Here is a 17347-nt window from a genome sequence, read left to right on the forward strand (position 1 = left end):
TCCTGCTCGTCGGTGGTGACGGCTGAAGCCTGCCACGAATGCGAGCACCCGGACAACTCGCTTCCCATCATGTGGGATTACATATGAACAGAGTGTTTCTTGACCCGGTTGAGCCATGGGTCAACTCCCGTAATGTGGCAAGGGAAGGCACCCCTCCCACCCCACGAGCGGAGAGTGAGACCGACATGACCGAGGCCGCGACAGCGCGCGCTCCGGGCGGAGCCCAGGCGGTCCGGCGCGCGTTGGACGTCCTGCACTGTTTCCACGACAACGGCCCCGACCTCAGCGCCTCCGACCTGGCCCGGCGTCTGGAGCTGTCGGTGTCCACGGCCCACCGGCTGGCCCGTACGCTGCTGGGCGCGGGCTTTCTGGAGCAGGACCCGCGCACGTCCCGGTACCGGCTCGGCCCCTCGGTCACCGAACTGGGCCGGCTCTCCTACCACCAGCGCGGGCTGCATCTGGCCGCCCCCGAACTGGCCGACCTCGCCGAACGCACCGGCGCCACCACCGACCTGGCATTGCGCAGCGGCCCGCACGCGGTGATCGTGGCGGGCGGTTCGGTGACTCCGAAGGTGGGGCTGCGCAGACCGCTGCACTCCACGGCGCTGGGCAAGGTACTGCTGGCCTGGGCGCGCCCCGGCGAGGGCGGCCCCGACTCACTGCCCCCGCTGCCCGCGTTCACCGATCGCACGATCGTCGAACCTGCCGCGTTGCGGGCCGAGTTGGCGCGCGTACGGGCCGACGAGTACGCGCTCAACGACGGCGAATCGGCGTACGGGGTGCGGACGTTGGCGGTTCCGGTGCTGGACGGCGCGGGTCACGCGCGGTTCGCCCTGGCGGTACGGGCCACCCCGAGCGTGATCACACCGGAGCGGACCGACTGGCTCCTGACGCAGGCCCGGTCCTGCGCGCGGGCGCTGGAGGTGCTGCTGCTGTCCCCTGCCGAGCGGCGACCGCCCGCGCGGTAGACGCGTGCGGGCCCGGTCCCGGGGCACGGGGGCGCGCTCGGGCGCGGGCACGGCCACACCACGCGAGCCGGAGTGCGGAGGCGGGTGCCGGACGGAGGGTCGCCAAGGTGCGGGTGCCGGGGGGAAGGATCGCCCCCCGGCGCGTTCCGCTCAGTGTTCGTGCTGCCCGCCCGCCCCGGCCGCCTTGTCCGCGCTCCCCGCCTTCTCCGCGCCTCCCGGCTTCTCCGCGCTCGCCGTCTTGTCGGCCTTGGCCGTGGGGCTCTTCGTGCTCGACACGTGGTGCGGTTCGTACCCCGGGACCGTGCCGTCGGGCTTGGCGACCAGCAGCAGTCCGGCCATGCCCATGTCGGAGTGGCTCTGGACATGGCAGTGGTACATCCAGGCGCCCGCGCCCACGTTCTCGCCCGCGATGATCTGGAATCCGAAGGAGTCGGCGGGGCCACAGATCTTGGTGTCCACCACCCGGCTGGGGTCGTCGGGACCGGTGAGCAGCCCGGTTCTGTTGTCCGCCCAGCGATGACCGTGGATGTGGAACGTGTGGTAGTACTCGCCGTGCGTGATCATCACGACCTCGACCCGGTCGCCCACCGTGGCCTCGAAGTTCGGACTCTCGTGGCCCGCCTTGTTGTTGATCGTCATGTCGTTGAAGACGATCGTGATCGTCCTGTCCGGCAGGATGTCGCCCTGGCGCCGCACGACCAGGGGCCCGTAGAGCCCCTTGCGGATGCCGCCCGTGCCGTGGTCCGTGCCGACGACATGGTCGTGGTAGTGCCAGTAGCCCGCGCTGCCCGGCCGCCAGGTGCCGTCCTTGCGGCGGCCCGGGGCGTGGGTGCGCCAGGTGTAGGTACGGGTGCCGCCCGGCTCCACATGGCTCTTGTTCATCCGGGTGCCGTCACTGGCGATGTCGTAGTCGACGCCGTGGACATGGAGGCTGGCGTCGACGTCCGTGGTGTTCTCGAACTCGATGTGCAGGGTGTCGCCCTCGTTGATCTCGATGAGCGGCCCCGGAATCGACGCCTTGCCCTTCTCGAAGCCGTAGCCGAGGGAGCCGTCCGCCAGCTTCTCGGCGTACATCTTCAGCCGGCGCACCACACCTCCCGCCGGTGCGGTCCTTGGCGGGTTCTCCGCCGAACTCGCCTCGACCGCGCCGAGGGACAACGATGTCACGCCGGTCGCCGCCGCTGCTGCGCCACCCACCAGCATCCGCCGGCTGAAGGTCCTTCGATCCATGCCGAACTCCCCAATGCGTGAAGGAAATTGCTGAGGCTCAGAGCCCAGTCGGGCACAGGAGATCCCCGGGACGGCCCATACCGTAGCCGGGGGATCTGCGTTTATCCACACCCAGGACAAAGTTAGTGCGAATCCCGCCATAGCTATTGGCGCGCCACGAAAAGAGGTCTAGCTTCATGCGCTGTTGCAGTGACCGAAAAGTTGCAGTGACCAAGAGGGGTGGGTGACACATGCAGCGCACACCGCATCACCGGTCCAGAACACGCCGCGGTCTCGCGGCGGCCGTGGCGACCGGCGCACTGACCGCGTCCTTGCTGGGCGGCAACGCCGCCAGCGCCAGGCCCTATCCGGAGCCGGCCGACCGGCTTCCGACAACGTTGTCCCTTCCGTCGCCGCCCGGCGGGGCCAATGTCAAGGTGCTGGTCTTCCACGCCTCGGCGGGTGACGAGTCGCCGACCGTGGACGCCGGTATCGCGGCGATCGAGAAGATCGGGCTGAGCGGGCCGGAGGCCGGGCGTTTCAAGACGGTCGCCTCGGACGACGCCGGGGTGTTCACCAACGCCAAGCGGCTCGGCACGTTCAACGCCGTCGTCTTCCTCACCGGCGGCGGCGATGTCCTCGACCCGGAGCAGGAGGCCGGTCTTGAGGCGTACATGGAGGCGGGCGGAGGGTTCCTCGGCATCCATGACGCGGCGCGCACCGAGCCGTACTCGGACTGGTTCACCGGTCTGGTCGGGGCCCGTCCGGCCGCGAACAGCCCCACCACCGCGCAGCGCGCGACGGTGGAGATCGGGGACCGGAGCCACCCGGCGACCAAGAACCTGCCGCTGGAGTGGAAGCGCCCCGACAAGTGGCTGAACTGGACGAAGAACCCGTCCGGAGATGTGCACACCGTGGCCAGGGTCCGCGAGCTCACCTACAAGCCCGGCGCGAGCGCCAACGGCTGGGACCACCCGGTCTCCTGGTGCCGCGACTACGACGGCGGCCGGTCCTTCTACACCGCGATGGGCGGCACCGTCGACAGCTTCGCGGAGACCGACTTCCGTGACCATCTGCGCGGTGCGCTGTCCTGGACCACCCGTCTCTCGCAGGCCGACTGCACGGCCACGATCAACGCCGACTACAAGGCCGAGCGCCTCACCCAGCCCAACCAGCCGGGGAAGAACGACCAGATCGGCGAGCCGCACGGCCTGGTCACCGCCGCCGACGGCAAGGTCTTCTACATCGGCCGCGGCGGCGCCGACAGCAGCGTCCCGGTCGTCACGGACTGGAAGGACCCGAACGTCGGCAAGGGCCTGGGCGAGATCCACGTCTACGACCCGAAGACCAAGAAGGTCACGCTCGCCGGGGCGCTGACCGTGTTCGGCAACAAGGGCGGCGGCGACGAGCTGGTCAAGGTGGAGGAGGGGCTGCTCGGCATCGAGCTGGACCCGGACTTCGCGTCCAACGGCTGGGTGTATCTGCACTACACGCCGCACGCGAAGATCGACCGCGACAGGCAGATGGCGGTACGCCAGGTCTCCCGCTTCACCTTCGACCCGGCCACCGCCACACTGGACCTCGCCTCCGAGAAGGTGCTGCTGAACTGGCCGGTCCAGATCCACAGCTGCTGCCACGCGGGCGGCGGAATGGCCTGGGACTCCAAGGACAATCTGTACATCGCGACCGGTGACAACAACTCCTCCGGTTTCAGCGACGGTTACTCCGGCAACAACCCCCAGCCGAACTACAAGGGCGTGTCGTTCGCCGACGCCCGCCGCACCGCGGGCAACACCAACAACCTCAACGGGAAGATCCTGCGGATCCACCCCGAGGACAACGGCACGTACACGCTGCCCGAGGGCAATCTCTTCACCGGCAAGGAGCCGGACGAGGGCGGCGGCAAGACCCGCGGCGAGATCTATGTGATGGGGGTGCGCAACCCGGCCAGGATCTCCATCGACAAGTCGACCGACACGCTGTACGCGGGCTGGGTCGGCCCGGACGCCGGGGAACCGAGCACCACCTGGGGTCCGGCCAAGTACGACACGTTCGCCGCGATCACCAAGCCCGGCAACCACGGCTGGCCGTACTGCATGGGCAACAAGCAGCCCTACCGGGACCGCAATCTGCCCGACCCGGGCAAGCCGCTCGGCTGGTACGACTGCGACGCCCCGAAGAACGAGTCGCCGAACAACGACGGTCTGGTGAAGCTGCCGCCGGTCACCTCCAACACCATCTGGTACTCGCCCCAGGGCGGCGGCGTGGACTACCCGCGCAACGCCGACGGCGTCCCGAGCTACAAGGTCGAGGAGCAGAAGCAGCTCCTGCCGTGGCTCAAGGGCGGCGGACAGGCCACGATGAACGGTCCGGTCTACCGGTACGACGCCGCGAGCACGAGCGCCGACAAGTGGCCCGCGTACTGGGACGGCAAGTGGTTCGTCGGTGACTTCTACGACGCCGACCAGCCGCGGCACGCCGTACTCACCGACCCGAAGACGGTCGGCAAGGGCGGTCTGCCCACCCACGCCGAGTCCCTGAAGAAGATCATCCCGGTCGGGGCCGACGGCATCCGCAACCTGATGGACTGGAAGTTCGCCCCGGACGGTTCGCTGTATGTCCTGGACTACGGGCGCGGGTTCTTCACCTCCGACTCCAAGTCCGCGCTGTGGCGTGTGACGTACAAGGGCGGCGGCCCGACCCCGGCCGCCGCCGACCTGGCCAGGAAGGCGGCAGCGCAGTGAGACACCCCTCGCTCCTCGCACGACGGCGATACCGTCCCGCCCGGCTGTGGGTGGCCCTGCTGGGATCGTTCCTGATGGTCCTCGGGCTGACCTCGACGGCGGCGTACGGCCGCACGGACGACCGTGCGGCGGCGGCCGGCCAGGTCCTCAACTGGACCGCGGGCGACCCCATCGACCACTATCTGTCGGCACCCAGGACGGCGGTGGCCGGCAAGGCGACCATCGTCTTCGAGAACAGCACGGCGACCGGAAACACGACCGGAATGCCGCACACGCTGACGTTCAGCGTCTCGGACCCCGAGTTCAACAACGACGTCCAGCTGAACATCCTCGCCAACCCCAGCGACAGCGAGGGCGGCAAGCACAGCGTCGAGGTCAACCTCACCCCCGGCCGGTACTTCTACCACTGCACCATTCCGGGGCACGGGTCGATGCAGGGCATCCTCACCGTGACGGACGGCGGTGGCGGTGAGGACACCACCGCCCCGGAGACGTCCGCCGAGGTCGACGGCGACAAGAACGCCGACGGCGCGTACCTCGGCCAGGCCACCGTCACCGTGGCGGCGACCGACGAGGGCTCCGGCGTCGACACCGTCGAGTACGCCATCGGGGCGGACGGCGCCTGGCAGCCGTACACCACGCCCGTCGTGGTCAACGAGGTCGGCACCCACAAGGTCCGCTACCGGGCCACCGACAAGTCGGGGAACGCGGCGGCGGAGAAGGCCGTCGACTTCACCGTGGCCGCCCCGCCGACCGACGACAGGACACCGCCGGAGACCTCGGCGACCGTATCGGGCGAGAAGGACGACCAGGGCGCGTACCTGGGCATGGCCACGGTCACCGTGACCGCGTCCGACACCGGCTCCGGTGTCAACACCATCGAGTACGCCATCGGGGCGGACGGCGCCTGGCAGCCGTACACCGCCCCCGTGATGGTGCACGAGGTGGGAACGCACAAGGTCCGCTACCGGGCCACCGACCGGTCGGGGAACGTGGCCGGCGAGAAGGCCGTCGACTTCACCGTCGTCGAGCCGCCCTCGCAGGACACGACCGCGCCGGAGACCTCGGTGAAGGTGGCGGGCGACAAGAACTCGGACGGCGCCTTCATCACCAGCGCCAAGGCCACGATCACGGCGAGCGACGACGACTCCGGGGTGGACAAGGTCGAGTACTCCCTCGACGGCGGGCCGTATCTCGCCTACACCGCTGTCGTGATCGTCGACCGGGTCGGGTACCACACGCTCGCCCACCGGGCCACGGACAAGGCGGGCAACACCTCCGAGGCGAAGAAGGTGTCGTTCACCGTCGCGCGGAGCGGCGGAGTCCCGGCACCGAACTGCGCGGAGTTCGACGAACGGCTCACCGTCATCGTGGGCACCGTCGACACCGGTGTGCCCAACCGGATCACCCGCAACCGCTGCACGATCAACGAGCTGATCGAGGACGAGAAGGACTGGTCCTCGCACGCGCTGTTCCTCAAGCACGTGGACAAGGTCCTCGACCGGCTGCTGACCGACGGTGTGATCGACACCCGTGAGCACAAGAAGATCTACCGCGCGGCCAAGGAGTCCGGTATCGGCAGTCCGGGGCAGTCCGAGGGCTACACCAAGCTCTTCGACGGCACGGCCGCCTCGCTGGCCAAGTGGCAGCAGGTGGGCGGCGGGCAGTTCGCGCTCAACGAGGAGGAGGGCTCGATCACCAGCTCCACGACGGTGGACGGCATGGGCATGCTGTGGTTCCCGTCCCGGAGTTACGGGGACTTCTCGCTGAAGCTCCAGTGGCGGGACGACGCTCCCGGCGCGGGCAACGCCAACGGCGGCGTGTTCGTCCGCTTCCCGAACGTCCACGACAACCCGGAGGAGACCCGTCCGGAGTGGGTCGCCATCAAGTACGGCCATGAGATCCAGATCAACGACCGGCCGGACGGCGACATGTACAAGACCGGCTCGCTCTACGGCTTCGACCGGGTGGGTCTCGGCGGCGCCGGGGTCACGCCCAAGGGCACCTGGAACGACTACGAGATCCGCGTGGTCGACCAGCACTACTCGGTCTACCGCAACGGTGTCCTGCTGAACGAGTTCGACAACAACGGCGGACAGCTCTTCGAGCCGCCGCGGGGCGACGACCCGGGCACCGACGGCCGGCGGTTCGCCTCCGGCCACATCGGGCTCCAGGTCCACAGCACCTCGGACGTCATCTCGTACCGCGACATCCGGGTCAAGGAGCTGTAACCCGCACACGCACCTCTCAGGAGGCCGCGGCCGCATGCTCCGGCATGTGGTCGCGGCCTCCCGGGTGCCGGTGCCGCCACACCCAGAACACCGTGCAGGACACCAGCGCCCAGGCGCAGCTGGATCGATCCGACGAAGCCGATGATGACGGCGGCGAGCGAGATGTAGAAGAGGGCGAGACCGCGCGGATCGCCCTTCTGGAGCGGTTTGACGTCCGTGACCGTGACCGGCACACCGATGATGTCGCCGACCTTCACCCCTGTCCCGGTGAGCAGTTGGGCCACCGTGGCTCCGGAGGCCGCGGCCACGTCGAGAGCCACACCACGTCCCCGGGGCCGCACGATCGTGAACACCTTCTGCTCCTCCAGCGCCTCCCGGGCCCGCGCCGGGGTGGCGTAGACACGCAGGTCGAGCGAGGCGTCGAGCGCCTTCTCCATCCCGGCGACGAACGCCCTGGTCCCCGGTTCCCGGCCATCACCCACCAGGGCGCCCGGAATCCGGTGCGGGGTGGGGTTGGCCATGGCGTACGTGTACGAACCCGCGAAGAGTCCGGCCGCGGCCGCGATGATGAACAGCAGCACGGTCGCGGGCAGATAGGGCGACTTCTTGAACGCCTCCCACCGGTCCCGGCGCGTCGGCGGCCGCCCGTGCGCACCGTGCGCCGCGCTCCGTTCCCTCATGCCGCGTCGCCGTCACCGTCGCCGCCGTCACCGCCCTCGTCGCCGCGCCCGTCCGCGCCGTCGTCGTGCCGGGCGCGGCTGGGCTGCACCCGCTTCGGTTCGCCGGGCATCTTCGGGTACTCCGGCGGGTAGGGCATGTCGCCGAGACCGCGCTCCTTCTCGTCCCGGTCGGCGAGTTCCAGCAGCGCGTCGAGCCGGAACGCGTGCTCGTCCATGTCGGCGTGGACATCGCCGAGTTCGGCGTAGCGCGCGGGAAGGGTCCTGATGTCGAAGTCGCGGGGCTCGGCGTCGTCGACCTCCTCCCAGCGCAGGGGCGCGGAGACGGGGGCGTGCGGGAAGGGCCGTACGGAGTAGGCGGAGGCGATCGTGCGGTCGCGGGCGGTCTGGTTGAAGTCGACGAAGATCCGCTCGCCGCGCTCCTCCTTCCACCACGCGGTCGTCACGCGCTTCGGCATGCGCCGTTCCAGTTCGCGCCCGGCGGCGATGGCCGCCCGTCGCACCTCGGTGAAGGTCCACCGCGGGGCGATGGGCACGAAGACATGGATGCCACGGCCGCCGGAGGTCTTGGGCCAGCCGCGCAGCCCGTGGTCGTCGAGGACGGAGCGCAGTTCGTGGGCGGCGGCCACGGCGTCCGCGTAGTCCGTGCCGGGCTGCGGATCGAGGTCGATGCGCAGCTCGTCGGGGCGGTCGGTGTCGGCGCTCCGTACCGGCCAGGGGTGGAAGGTGAGGGTGCCGAGGTTGGCCGCCCAGATCACCGCGGCGAGCTCGGTGGGGCTGATCTCGTCGGCGGGACGGCCGCTGGGAAAGGCGATCCTGGCGGTCGGGATCCAGTCGGGGAGGTTCTTCGGCGCCCGCTTCTGGTAGAAGAAGTCCCCCTCGACGCCGTCCACGAAGCGCTGGAGGGTGGTCGGCCGGTCGCGCAGGGCGCGGGTGATTCCGGGACCCACGGCCAGGAAGTACTCGGCCACGTCCCTCTTCGTGTAGCCCTTCTCCGGGAAGTACACCTTGTCCGGGTTGGACAGCCGTACGGCTCGTCCGCCCGCGTCCAGCTCCACCGCTGCTCCCATGACGGCCACCGTAGGCCGCTCGCACATATGCCGCATATCGGGAGACGTGCGGCGGCGGGTGGGTGAGAATCGGGCCATGGATCTGCCGGTGATGCCGCCCGTGAAGCCGATGCTCGCAAAATCCGTGTCCACGATCCCGCCGGGCATGCAGTACGAGGCGAAGTGGGACGGCTTCCGGGCGATCGTGCACCGGGACGGCGACGAGGTGGTGATCGGTAGCCGCACCGGCAAACCCCTGACCCGCTACTTCCCGGAGCTGGTCACGGCGGTGCGGGACAATCTCCCCCCGCGCTGTGTCATCGACGGGGAGATCGTCGTCGCGTACGAGGGGCGCCTGGACTTCGACCGGCTCGGTGAGCGGATCCATCCGGCGGACTCACGGGTGCGGCTGCTGGCCGAGCGGACCCCGGCCAGTCTGATCGCCTTCGACATCCTCGCGGTGAACGACGACGCGCTGCTCGCCACCCCTCAGTCGGACCGGCGGGCCGTGCTGGAGGCGGCGCTCGCCGATGCCTCGGCGCCGGTCCATCTCGCCCCGGCGACCACGGATCAAGCGCTCGCCCGGCAGTGGTTCGAACGGTACGAGGGCGCGGGGCTCGACGGGGTCGTGGCCAAGCCGCTCGACCTTCCCTACCGGCCCGACGCCCGGGTGATGTACAAGATCAAGCACGAGCGGACCGCCGACTGCGTGGTCGCGGGATACCGCGTGCACAAGAGCGGCCCGGTCGTCGGCTCGCTGCTGCTGGGCCTGTACGACACCGGGGGCGTCCTCCAGCACGTCGGGGTGTGCGCGGCCTTCCCGATGAAGCGGCGCGCGGAGCTGGCCGAGGAACTGGAGCCGCTGCGCACCGGGTTCGCCGAGCACCCGTGGGCGGCCTGGGCGGACGCCGCTGCGCACGAGAGCTCCCGGCTGCCCGGGACGCAGAACCGCTGGTCGGGCAAGAAGGACCAGTCCTGGGTGCCGCTGCGCCCGGAGCGGGTCTGCGAGGTCGCCTACGACCACATGGAGGGCGACAGATTCCGGCACACCACGCAGTTCCGGCGGTGGCGCCCGGACCGCACCCCCTCCGGCTGCACCTACGGGCAGCTGGAGGAAGTGGTGCGGTACGACCTGGCCGAGGTGCTGTCAGGCGGCTGATCCCGGCTCGCCCGACGGGGTGGCGCAGGGGTCCTCGCTCTCGCCGGGGTCCGGCGTGGGCGTGGGTGTGGTGTCGGACGGGTCGGGGCTCGGGGAGTCGGTGGGGCAGGCCGGCCCGGTGGGACCGGGGTCGGTGGGGCCGGTGTCCGTCGGGTCGGGGCTCGGACCGGGGTCGGTCGGGCCGGTGTCCGTGGGGTCGGGGCTCGGACCGGGGTCGGTGGGACCGGTGTCCGTGGGGTCGGGGCTCGGACCGGGTGAGGCGGAGTCCGTGGGGCGGGGCGTGGGGGACGGGCCCGGTGTGCGGGTGGGCTGCGGTCCGATGACGATGCCGCCGCCCTTGCCGGGGGTACCGGGGCCGCCGACCGGGGCCTTGGGTTCGGCCTGGCCGCCCGCGCCGGGGCTCGTGGGGATCACACCCTTGCCGTCGGCCACCGGATGGGTGCCCTCGCGGTAGAACGCCAGCCAGGACAGCACGGTGCGCAGGTAGGTGTCGGAGTGGTTGTAGCTGAGGATCGCCCGGTCCAGGTCGCCCCGGACGGCCAGGTCGCGGGGGCCGGCGCAGAGGTAGTGCCCGGCGGCGAGGGCGGCGTCGTAGATGTTGTTGGGGTCCTTGCGGCCGTCGGCGTTGCCGTCCTTCCCCCAGTGCGCCCAGGTGGAGGGGATGAACTGCATCGGGCCGACCGCCCGGTCGTACGCGGTGTCGCCGTCGTACGCGCCGTTGTCGGTGTCCCGGATCGTGGCGAAGCCCGCCCCGTTGAGCACGGGTCCCAGGATCGGGGTGAGCGTGGTGCCGCGGGCGTCGACGCGGCCGCCGCGGGCCTGGCCCGACTCGACCTTGCCGATCGCCGCGAGCAGCTGCCACGGAAGGCGGCACCCCGGGTCGCTCCGCCCCAGGGCGCTCTCGGAAGCCCGGTACGCGGCCAGCACGGTGGCCGGAATCCCGGACTGCGCCCAGGACTTGGCGACGGCCGGGTTCGGCCTCGTGCCGGCCTTCGGCGGCTCGGGCGACCTCAGTGGGGGCAGATCGGTGTGGTACGAGTCGTCGTTGGGCACCTGGGTCCACACCACGTCGTCCGCCGCCGCGGCCTTCTTCGGGTGCTGCGCGGGACCGGCGAATCCCGGCGCCTGGGACGCGGTGAGCGCGGCCATCGCGGCGAAGGCCGTGGCCGTGCCGGTGAGTCCGCGGCGCATCGTGCCGTTGAACCTCATGCGTGCTCCCTTCTCCTCCGGGTCACCGGGTGAACGTATCGATGGCGGCGATCCGCCAGGTGTCGCCGCGGCGAACGGCGTCCACGGCGAACATGGCCGCCGCGTAGGTGGTCTCCTCGGCCTTGCCGGTACGGGTGTTGCTCTGGTCGGCGAAGATCAGCAGCCGGGCCCGGTCGCCGTCGAGCAGCTCCACGCCGCTCTCGGTGACGGTCGTGGTGAGGACGAGCTTCTGCTTCGGCGCCTGGGCCCGCACCTCGGCGAGCATGTCCTTGTGCTGCCCCACCGCCTTGCCGACGAGATACGTGCTCGCGGCCCGGTCGGACTTGGCGGGCGAGGCGTAGTCGTACGAGAAGACGGCACCGACGGCCTCGGTGATCTGACCCTTCACCTCACTGGTGCGGCCGATGTCGGTGAGGGCGGTGTTCTGCCGGGACGGGTCGTCGCGCAGGCTTCCGGCGGAGGTGAACGCCCAGGCCGCGAAGGCGCCGAGGAGCACGGTGAGGGCGCAGAGGAGGGCGGGCAGAACGGTCCTAAGGCGGGGCGGGCGCCTCTTGGGCCGGGGCTCCGGTTCGGCTTCGGTCTTCTTCTCGGCCTCGTGCCGGGTGGGCGTCCTGCCGTCCGACTCCGCTTCGGGTTCGGGGGTGTTGATCTCCCCGGACTCCTTGGGCGGTGCGGGCGCGGCAGTGCGGTCCGCGGCGGCGGTGGCGGTGGCGGTGGCCAAGCGGCGTCGGCGGTTGACGAGGTGACGGGTCGTCGACATGTCGGGGGTCCTCTCGGTGGCGGGGCGGGGGGCGGGCGTCAGTCGGCCGTGTTGCCGACGGGCGCCTGGCCGAGGGCGCTGAGCTTCCACCCCTGAGAGGTCCGGGTGAGCTGCCCGAGCATCCTGCTCTCCTTCACCGCGGGTTCGCCCTTCGGTGCGGTGACGGTGACCCGCAGCGCCACCATGACCCCCGCCCGCCCGGCCCGGTCGTCGAGTTCGGTGACCGCGCCGGAGAGGACCTTCGCGGTGCTGACCGTCTTCGCGGCCTGGATCTGCTTCACGAACCCGTCCCGGCCGTCGATGAGCTGCTTGTGCAGATCGCCGGTGGTGGAGCTCTCCCAGCTGTCCAGCCCCTGTTCCAGCTTCTGGTGGTCGAGGGTGTTCATGTTCTGCACGGCCTGCTCCCCCGCGGCCAGCGCGTCGTCGCGGGCCTGCGCGTACGACGCCGAGTCGTCGTGCGCGGCGTCGTACCGGGACCAGCCGCCCCAGCCCGCCGCGCCGGCCGCCACGACCGTCAGCGCGATCGCCACCCTCACCAGTGGATTCCCCGTCGTGCCTACCCGTGCCATTGCTTTGCCTCTCCCCTGCCCGCTGAGCCGATCCGGGCCTTGTGCGTTGCCTGCGTGCGCTACCTGGAAGTGATCTCGACGATGCGCCAGTGCCCGTCCCGCAGTTCGGCGGTCACCGAGAGCTGCGCGGCCGCTGTCGTGGCGGGCTTGCCCCGGCGCTCGTAGACCTGGTCGAGAAGGACGAGGAGGTGGGCGCTGCTGTCGGTCAGCCGGGTCACCCCGGCGCGTACGACATGGGTGGTGAGCGTCAGTTCCTGGTCGCCGGACTGCTTCTCGACCTGGCCGAACAGCGCCGCGTACTGCTGGAGCGCCTTCCCCGCCAGGACCTCCTTCGCCGCCTCCTTGGTGACGGCGGTGGCCTGCGGGCTGTACGAGAACACCTTGCCGAGCGCGTTGCTGACATCGCCCACGACCCGCGTGGTCGCCTCGGCGTCGGTGAGCGCACGGTTGGACGTGGCGGGGGTGTCCCGCAGTTGCCGTCCCTCGGCGAAGAGCAGGCCGCCCGCCACGAGCAGTGCGCACACGAGGACCGCGCCGAGGACCCGGAGCAGGCCGCGGTCCCGGCGGGGCGTCCCGGGCGCGGGAGCGTCGGCCCGCGTGCGTGTCCTGTCCTCGGGCCGCTCCGCGTCGGCTCCCTCGTCGCGTTCCTCGGTCCGCCCCGCCGTGCTCGTGCCGTTCACCGTCGCCGTCCCTCCCCGCTGCCTCATCCGCCGCCTCCGACCCCGATCGCCGTGAGCGCCTCGACCTTCCAGCCGTCCGCCCCTCTCGCGAGGGTGGCCTCGAAGCGTTTGCGCTGGGTACCGGCCTTCCCGGTGCGCGGGGTGACTTCGATGTCGACGGTCGCGATCAGTCGCGCCGTCCGGGTCCGCTCGTCGAGTGCGGTGAGCGCGGCGTCGGTAACCTTGCCGCGTGCGGTGGCTCCGGACGCCGTGAGTTCCCTCGCGTCCGTCTTCCGGGTCCGCTTGAGCTGGTCGTGCAGCGGTCCGGTCGAGGAGTCGAGCCAGGCGCGCAGCCCGGTGTCCACGCTCCCGGCGCTCTTGCCGTCCAGGCTGTTCAGCGTGGCGATGTGCCGGCGCCCTTCGGACAGTGCGGCGTCCCGGCTCTTCGCGAACGCGAGCGTGTCGTCGCCGCGTGCACCGGCGTACGACCAGCCGCCGAGGGCGCAGACCAGCACGGCGGCGAGCAGCACTCCCCAGCCGCTCAGGGTTCTGGCGCGGCGCGTCATTCGTCTCCTCCCAGGCCGAGCAGACCGGACATGCCGTCGGCCGGGGGCGCGGTGCGGGCGTCGAGGCCCAGCGCTCCGGGCAGCCGGTCCGCCGCGTCGGTGCCCCGGAACACCGTTCCCGCGGTGGCGGGCTCGGGTACGGGCCCGCCCTTCGGGGCGTTCGCGCTGCCCCGTACGTTGATGCCGGTGCCGGGTGACGAGGTGCAGCGGGCCTTGGTGTTGAGCGGGGGTGCGGCCGAGGTGTCGAGGCCGTTGCGGTAGGTCGTCGCGCCGTATCCGGCGGTGCAGGGCAGCGGTTCGAAGAAGGTGACCGACATCCCGAACCGGGCGCCGCCCTCGTCCACCGCGGTCGCGCCCGCCGCCGCCACGGCGGGGAGCTTCACGAGCAGTTCCTCCAGGCCGCGCTGGCGCGTGACGGCGACCTCGGACGTCGTGAGGAGGTTGGCGACGACGACTCCGAAGCTGGGGTCGAGGTCGCGCAGCAGTCCGCTGACCTGCCCGGCCGCGTCCGGGGCGGCCGCGATGAGCTTGCGCAGGTCGGTGTCGGAGCCCTTGAGTTCGGCTGCCAGCTCCTTGGCCCCGGAGGCGAAGCCCTTCAGTGCCTCGCCCTGTTCGGCCTGGGTCCGCAGCACGGTCTCGCCGTCGGCCATCAGCCTGGTGGTGACCGGCAGGGACCTGTCCGCCGCGTCGATGAACTCGCTGCTGGTGTCCAGGAGCACCTGGAGGTCGTCGCCACGCCCGTTGAACGCGGTGCCGAACTCGTCGACGACCGTGCGCAGGTTCTCCAGGTCGACCGAGCCCGCGAGGTCGTTGACGCTGGTGAGGACGTCGGTGGGCGGTGCCGGGATGGTGGTGTCGGCCTGGTCGATCACCGAACCGTTGCCGAGGAAGGGGCCGTCCCCGCGGGTGGGTCGCAGGTCCACGTACTGCTCGCCGACCGCCGAGAGGTTGGCGACGACGGCCTGGAGGCTGTCCGGGATGGGAGGTGAGTCCTTCTCGATGCGCAGTTCGGCCTCGACCCCTTCGTCGGTCAGCTCGATGGGTCCGACGCGGCCGACGGAGACGCCCCGGTAGGTGACGTTGGAGTGGGTGTACAGGCCGCCCGTCTGCGGGAGCTGCACCGTGACGGTGTAGTAGCTGCGCAGCCCGACGTAGTGGCCGAGGTCGGCGTAGCGCACGCCGAGGTAGCCGAGCACGAGGACCGCGATGACGAGGAAGGCGATGTTCTTGAGCCGGATGGCGAGGGTGATCATCGGTTGCTCCCCTGCGAGGTCTCGGGGACTGAGGGCAGCGGGAGCGGGAGCGTGTCCTTCAGGGGCGCTCCGCCGCCGGTACCGCCCGTGGGCAGCGGGGGTACGGGGTCGCCGGGGATGAGGGCCGGAATGACCTGGGTGCCGGGCCGGGCCGTCACATCGAGGTAGACGTTGAGGTAGTCGCCCTTCACTCCGCGCAGCACCTCGTCGGTGAACGGGTAGGTGAGCAGCACCTGGAGGGAGTCCGGCAGATCGTTGCCGGAGTCGGCGAGGGCCTTCAGGGTCGGGGCGAGTGCCTTGAGGTCGGCGATCATGTCGGCCTTGCTCTTGTTGATCGTGTCGACGGCCACGGTGGAGAGCGTGTCGAGCGAGCGCAGCATCGTCAGGAGCGAGCCGCGCTGCTTCTCCAGGACCTTCATGCCGGGGCTGAGCCCGGTGAGGACCGTGCCGACGTCCTGCTTGCGGGTGGCCAGCGTGGCGGCGAGCCGGTTGACGCCGTCGAGGGCCTGGGTGATGTCCTCCTTGTGGCCGTCGAGGTTGGTGACGAGGGTGTCGACCCGGTTCAGCATCGAGCGGACCTGGGGTTCCTGTCCGGCGAGCGCCTTGTTCAGTTCGGTCGTGATGGTCTTCAGCTGGTTGACCCCGCCGCCGTTGAGGAGCAGGGACAGGGCGCCGAACACCTCCTCGACCTCCGGGTTCCGGTTGGTGCGGGCCAGCGGGATGCGGTCGCCGTCGGCGAGGGAGCCCCGGGCGCTGCCGCCCGCGGGGGGTGAGAGCTGGACGAACTTCTCGCCGAGGAGGCTGGACTGTTCCAGGTGGGCGTAGGCGTTCCGGGGAAGTTCGACCTTCCCGTTGACGCGCATGGTGACCTTCGCGGTCCAGCCGCCCGGGGTGAGGGAGATCCTGGTGACGCGTCCGACGGAGACGTCGTTGACCTTCACCGAGGACTGCGGGGCCAGGCTCAGCACGTCCCCGAATTCGGCGGTGATCTCGTAGGGGTGGTCCCCGAGGTCGGCGCCGCCGGGCAGCGGCACCTGTTCGATGCCGGTGAAGGCCGGCGCGTCCACGCTCGTCACCACGAGGGCGATGCCGACTCCGGCGGCGAGCAGCGCGGCGGCACCGGTGAGCACCCGGGGCCCGGGTCTGCGCGGGGCACGGCTCATCGCTTCGCTCCCTTCCTGTCCGGTGTCGGGTCCTTCTCCGGGGTGCCGTAGACGGTGCCGACCTCCGGCAGCGGCAGTACCGGCAGGGCCTTTCTGCGGGTGGGGTCGACCGGGGCGAGTCCGGTGAGGGAGGGGTTGCGCGCGTCGGTCTCCGGTTCGACGAGCGGGCCGCCCATGGACAGTTCGTTGAGGTTCGTCCGTCCGTTGAGCGTCCGGTTCACCGGGTCGTAGGCGTTGAGGACGTTCCCCGCGGCGAGCGGCAGGGTGTCCATGGCCTCGGCGAGCGAGGCCCGTTGGTCGACCAGGGTCTGGGTGAGGGGCACCAGTGCGTCCACGTTCTCCTTCAGGGCGCCGCGGTTGTCCTCGATGAAGGTCTTGACCCGGCCGAGCGCGGTGCCGAGTTCCCGCAGTGCGGCGCTGAGGTTCTCCTTGTCCTCGGCGAGGAAGCCGGTGACCGAGTTGAGCTGCTGCTCGGCGGTGCGGACGTCGCTGTCGTTGTCCTTCAGCATGGTGGTGAAGGACTGGAGGTAGGACAGCGTGTCGAAGAGGTCGCCGCTGCTCCTGTCCAGGGTCTTGGTGGCCTTGCCGAACTGCTCGATGGAGTCCCCGATGGCCTTGCCGTTACCGTCGAGGTTCTTGGCGCCGGTGTCCAGGAGTCCGGCCAGCGCTCCGTCGGCGTTGGCCCCTTCGGGGCCGAGCGCGGTGGACAGCTCGGTGATCGACTCGTACAGCTGGTCGACCTCGACGGGTGTGGCGTTGCGTGCGGCGGGCAGTACGGCGTTGTCGGCGAGCCGGGGCCCGCCGTCGTAGGCGGGCGCGAGCTGGATGTACCGGTCGGCGACGAGGCTGGGCGCGACGACGACCGCGTGGGCATCCTTCGGAACCGTGATGCCCCGGTCGAGCCGGAGGACGACCCTGACCTCCTTGCCCCGCGGCTTCACGGATTCGACCGTGCCGACCCGTACGCCGAGGATCCGCAGGTCCGATCCGGCGTAGACGCCGGTGGCCTGGTCGAAGTAGGCGGTGACGGTGGTCGTCCCCTCTTCGTCCAGTGCCATCACCCCGCTGGTGGCCGCGACGGCGACGACCGCGAGTCCGGCGCCGATGCCGACGATGCGCGTGAGTCTCATG

At 70.8% G+C, this 17347-nt stretch carries 14 protein-coding genes and 1 pseudogene; 4 read left to right on the plus strand and 11 right to left on the minus strand.

The window, feature by feature from the left end:
* The first annotated feature begins 185 nt into the window (after positions 1-185).
* Positions 186-968: an IclR family transcriptional regulator gene (locus A6A29_RS10695; RefSeq protein WP_073719791.1), complete on the plus strand. Its 783-nt coding sequence runs from the start codon at positions 186-188 to the stop codon at positions 966-968.
* Positions 969-1118: 150 nt separating this feature from the next.
* Here the strand turns inward: A6A29_RS10695 and A6A29_RS10700 are convergent, their stop codons facing one another.
* The gene (locus A6A29_RS10700) at positions 1119-2198 is read right to left on the minus strand and encodes a multicopper oxidase domain-containing protein (RefSeq protein ID WP_073719792.1); all 1080 of its coding nucleotides are present in this window, start codon (positions 2196-2198) and stop codon (positions 1119-1121) included.
* Between the two features lie 230 nt (positions 2199-2428).
* Between A6A29_RS10700 and A6A29_RS10705 the strand changes: the two genes are divergently transcribed.
* Both A6A29_RS10705 and A6A29_RS10710 read left to right on the plus strand, forming a co-directional pair.
* Complete coding sequence (locus A6A29_RS10705) at positions 2429-4921, plus strand: ThuA domain-containing protein (protein WP_241838413.1); 2493 nt, start codon at positions 2429-2431, stop codon at positions 4919-4921.
* On the plus strand, positions 4918-7152 hold the full coding sequence (locus tag A6A29_RS10710; protein ID WP_073719793.1) for an OmpL47-type beta-barrel domain-containing protein: 2235 nt from the start codon (positions 4918-4920) through the stop codon (positions 7150-7152). Before A6A29_RS10705 ends, A6A29_RS10710 begins: the two co-directional genes overlap by 4 nt.
* Positions 7153-7244: 92 nt before the next feature.
* Here A6A29_RS10710 and A6A29_RS10715 read toward each other — a convergent pair.
* Together A6A29_RS10715 and ligD are read right to left on the minus strand one after the other, a co-directional pair.
* Positions 7245-7832, minus strand: a pseudogene (locus tag A6A29_RS10715) (ABC transporter permease); the annotation flags it as partial.
* Entirely contained in the window at positions 7829-8899 is a 1071-nt protein-coding gene (gene ligD, locus A6A29_RS10720; protein ID WP_241838414.1) for a non-homologous end-joining DNA ligase, read from the minus strand. The pseudogene A6A29_RS10715 and the gene ligD, both read right to left, overlap by 4 nt.
* Before the next feature lie 76 nt (positions 8900-8975).
* Here ligD and A6A29_RS10725 point away from each other — a divergent pair, with 76 nt between their 5' ends.
* Positions 8976-10037: an ATP-dependent DNA ligase gene (locus tag A6A29_RS10725; protein ID WP_073719794.1), complete on the plus strand. Its 1062-nt coding sequence runs from the start codon at positions 8976-8978 to the stop codon at positions 10035-10037.
* Here the strand turns inward: A6A29_RS10725 and A6A29_RS10730 are convergent.
* The 8 genes from A6A29_RS10730 to A6A29_RS10765 are packed head-to-tail and all read right to left on the minus strand — an operon-like array spanning position 10026 to position 17346.
* Positions 10026-11246, minus strand: coding sequence for a lytic transglycosylase domain-containing protein (locus A6A29_RS10730; RefSeq protein ID WP_073719795.1), 1221 nt, complete (start codon positions 11244-11246; stop codon positions 10026-10028). The genes A6A29_RS10725 and A6A29_RS10730 overlap by 12 nt on opposite strands.
* Positions 11247-11268: 22 nt before the next feature.
* Entirely contained in the window at positions 11269-12006 is a 738-nt protein-coding gene (locus A6A29_RS10735) for a hypothetical protein (protein ID WP_073719796.1), read from the minus strand.
* Positions 12007-12044: 38 nt separating this feature from the next.
* A complete protein-coding gene (locus A6A29_RS10740; RefSeq protein ID WP_073719797.1) occupies positions 12045-12575 on the minus strand; it encodes a hypothetical protein in 531 nt (176 codons plus the stop codon).
* A gap of 59 nt (positions 12576-12634) precedes the next feature.
* The gene (locus tag A6A29_RS10745) at positions 12635-13282 is read right to left on the minus strand and encodes a hypothetical protein (RefSeq protein ID WP_073719798.1); all 648 of its coding nucleotides are present in this window, start codon (positions 13280-13282) and stop codon (positions 12635-12637) included.
* Positions 13279-13800 carry a hypothetical protein gene (locus A6A29_RS10750; protein WP_073719799.1) on the minus strand — a complete coding sequence of 174 codons (522 nt, stop codon included), beginning with the start codon at positions 13798-13800 and terminating at the stop codon, positions 13279-13281. Before A6A29_RS10750 ends, A6A29_RS10745 begins: the two co-directional genes overlap by 4 nt.
* Entirely contained in the window at positions 13797-15053 is a 1257-nt protein-coding gene (locus A6A29_RS10755) for an MCE family protein (RefSeq protein WP_073719800.1), read from the minus strand. The genes A6A29_RS10750 and A6A29_RS10755 overlap by 4 nt, the downstream gene beginning before the upstream one ends.
* On the minus strand, positions 15050-16216 hold the full coding sequence (locus A6A29_RS10760) for an MCE family protein (RefSeq protein WP_073719801.1): 1167 nt from the start codon (positions 16214-16216) through the stop codon (positions 15050-15052). Before A6A29_RS10760 ends, A6A29_RS10755 begins: the two co-directional genes overlap by 4 nt.
* A complete protein-coding gene (locus tag A6A29_RS10765; protein WP_073719802.1) occupies positions 16213-17346 on the minus strand; it encodes an MCE family protein in 1134 nt (377 codons plus the stop codon). Before A6A29_RS10765 ends, A6A29_RS10760 begins: the two co-directional genes overlap by 4 nt.
* Position 17347: the final 1 nt, after the last annotated feature.

The sequence above is a fragment of the Streptomyces sp. TSRI0281 genome (assembly GCF_001905125.1).
Lineage (GTDB): Bacteria > Actinomycetota > Actinomycetes > Streptomycetales > Streptomycetaceae > Streptomyces.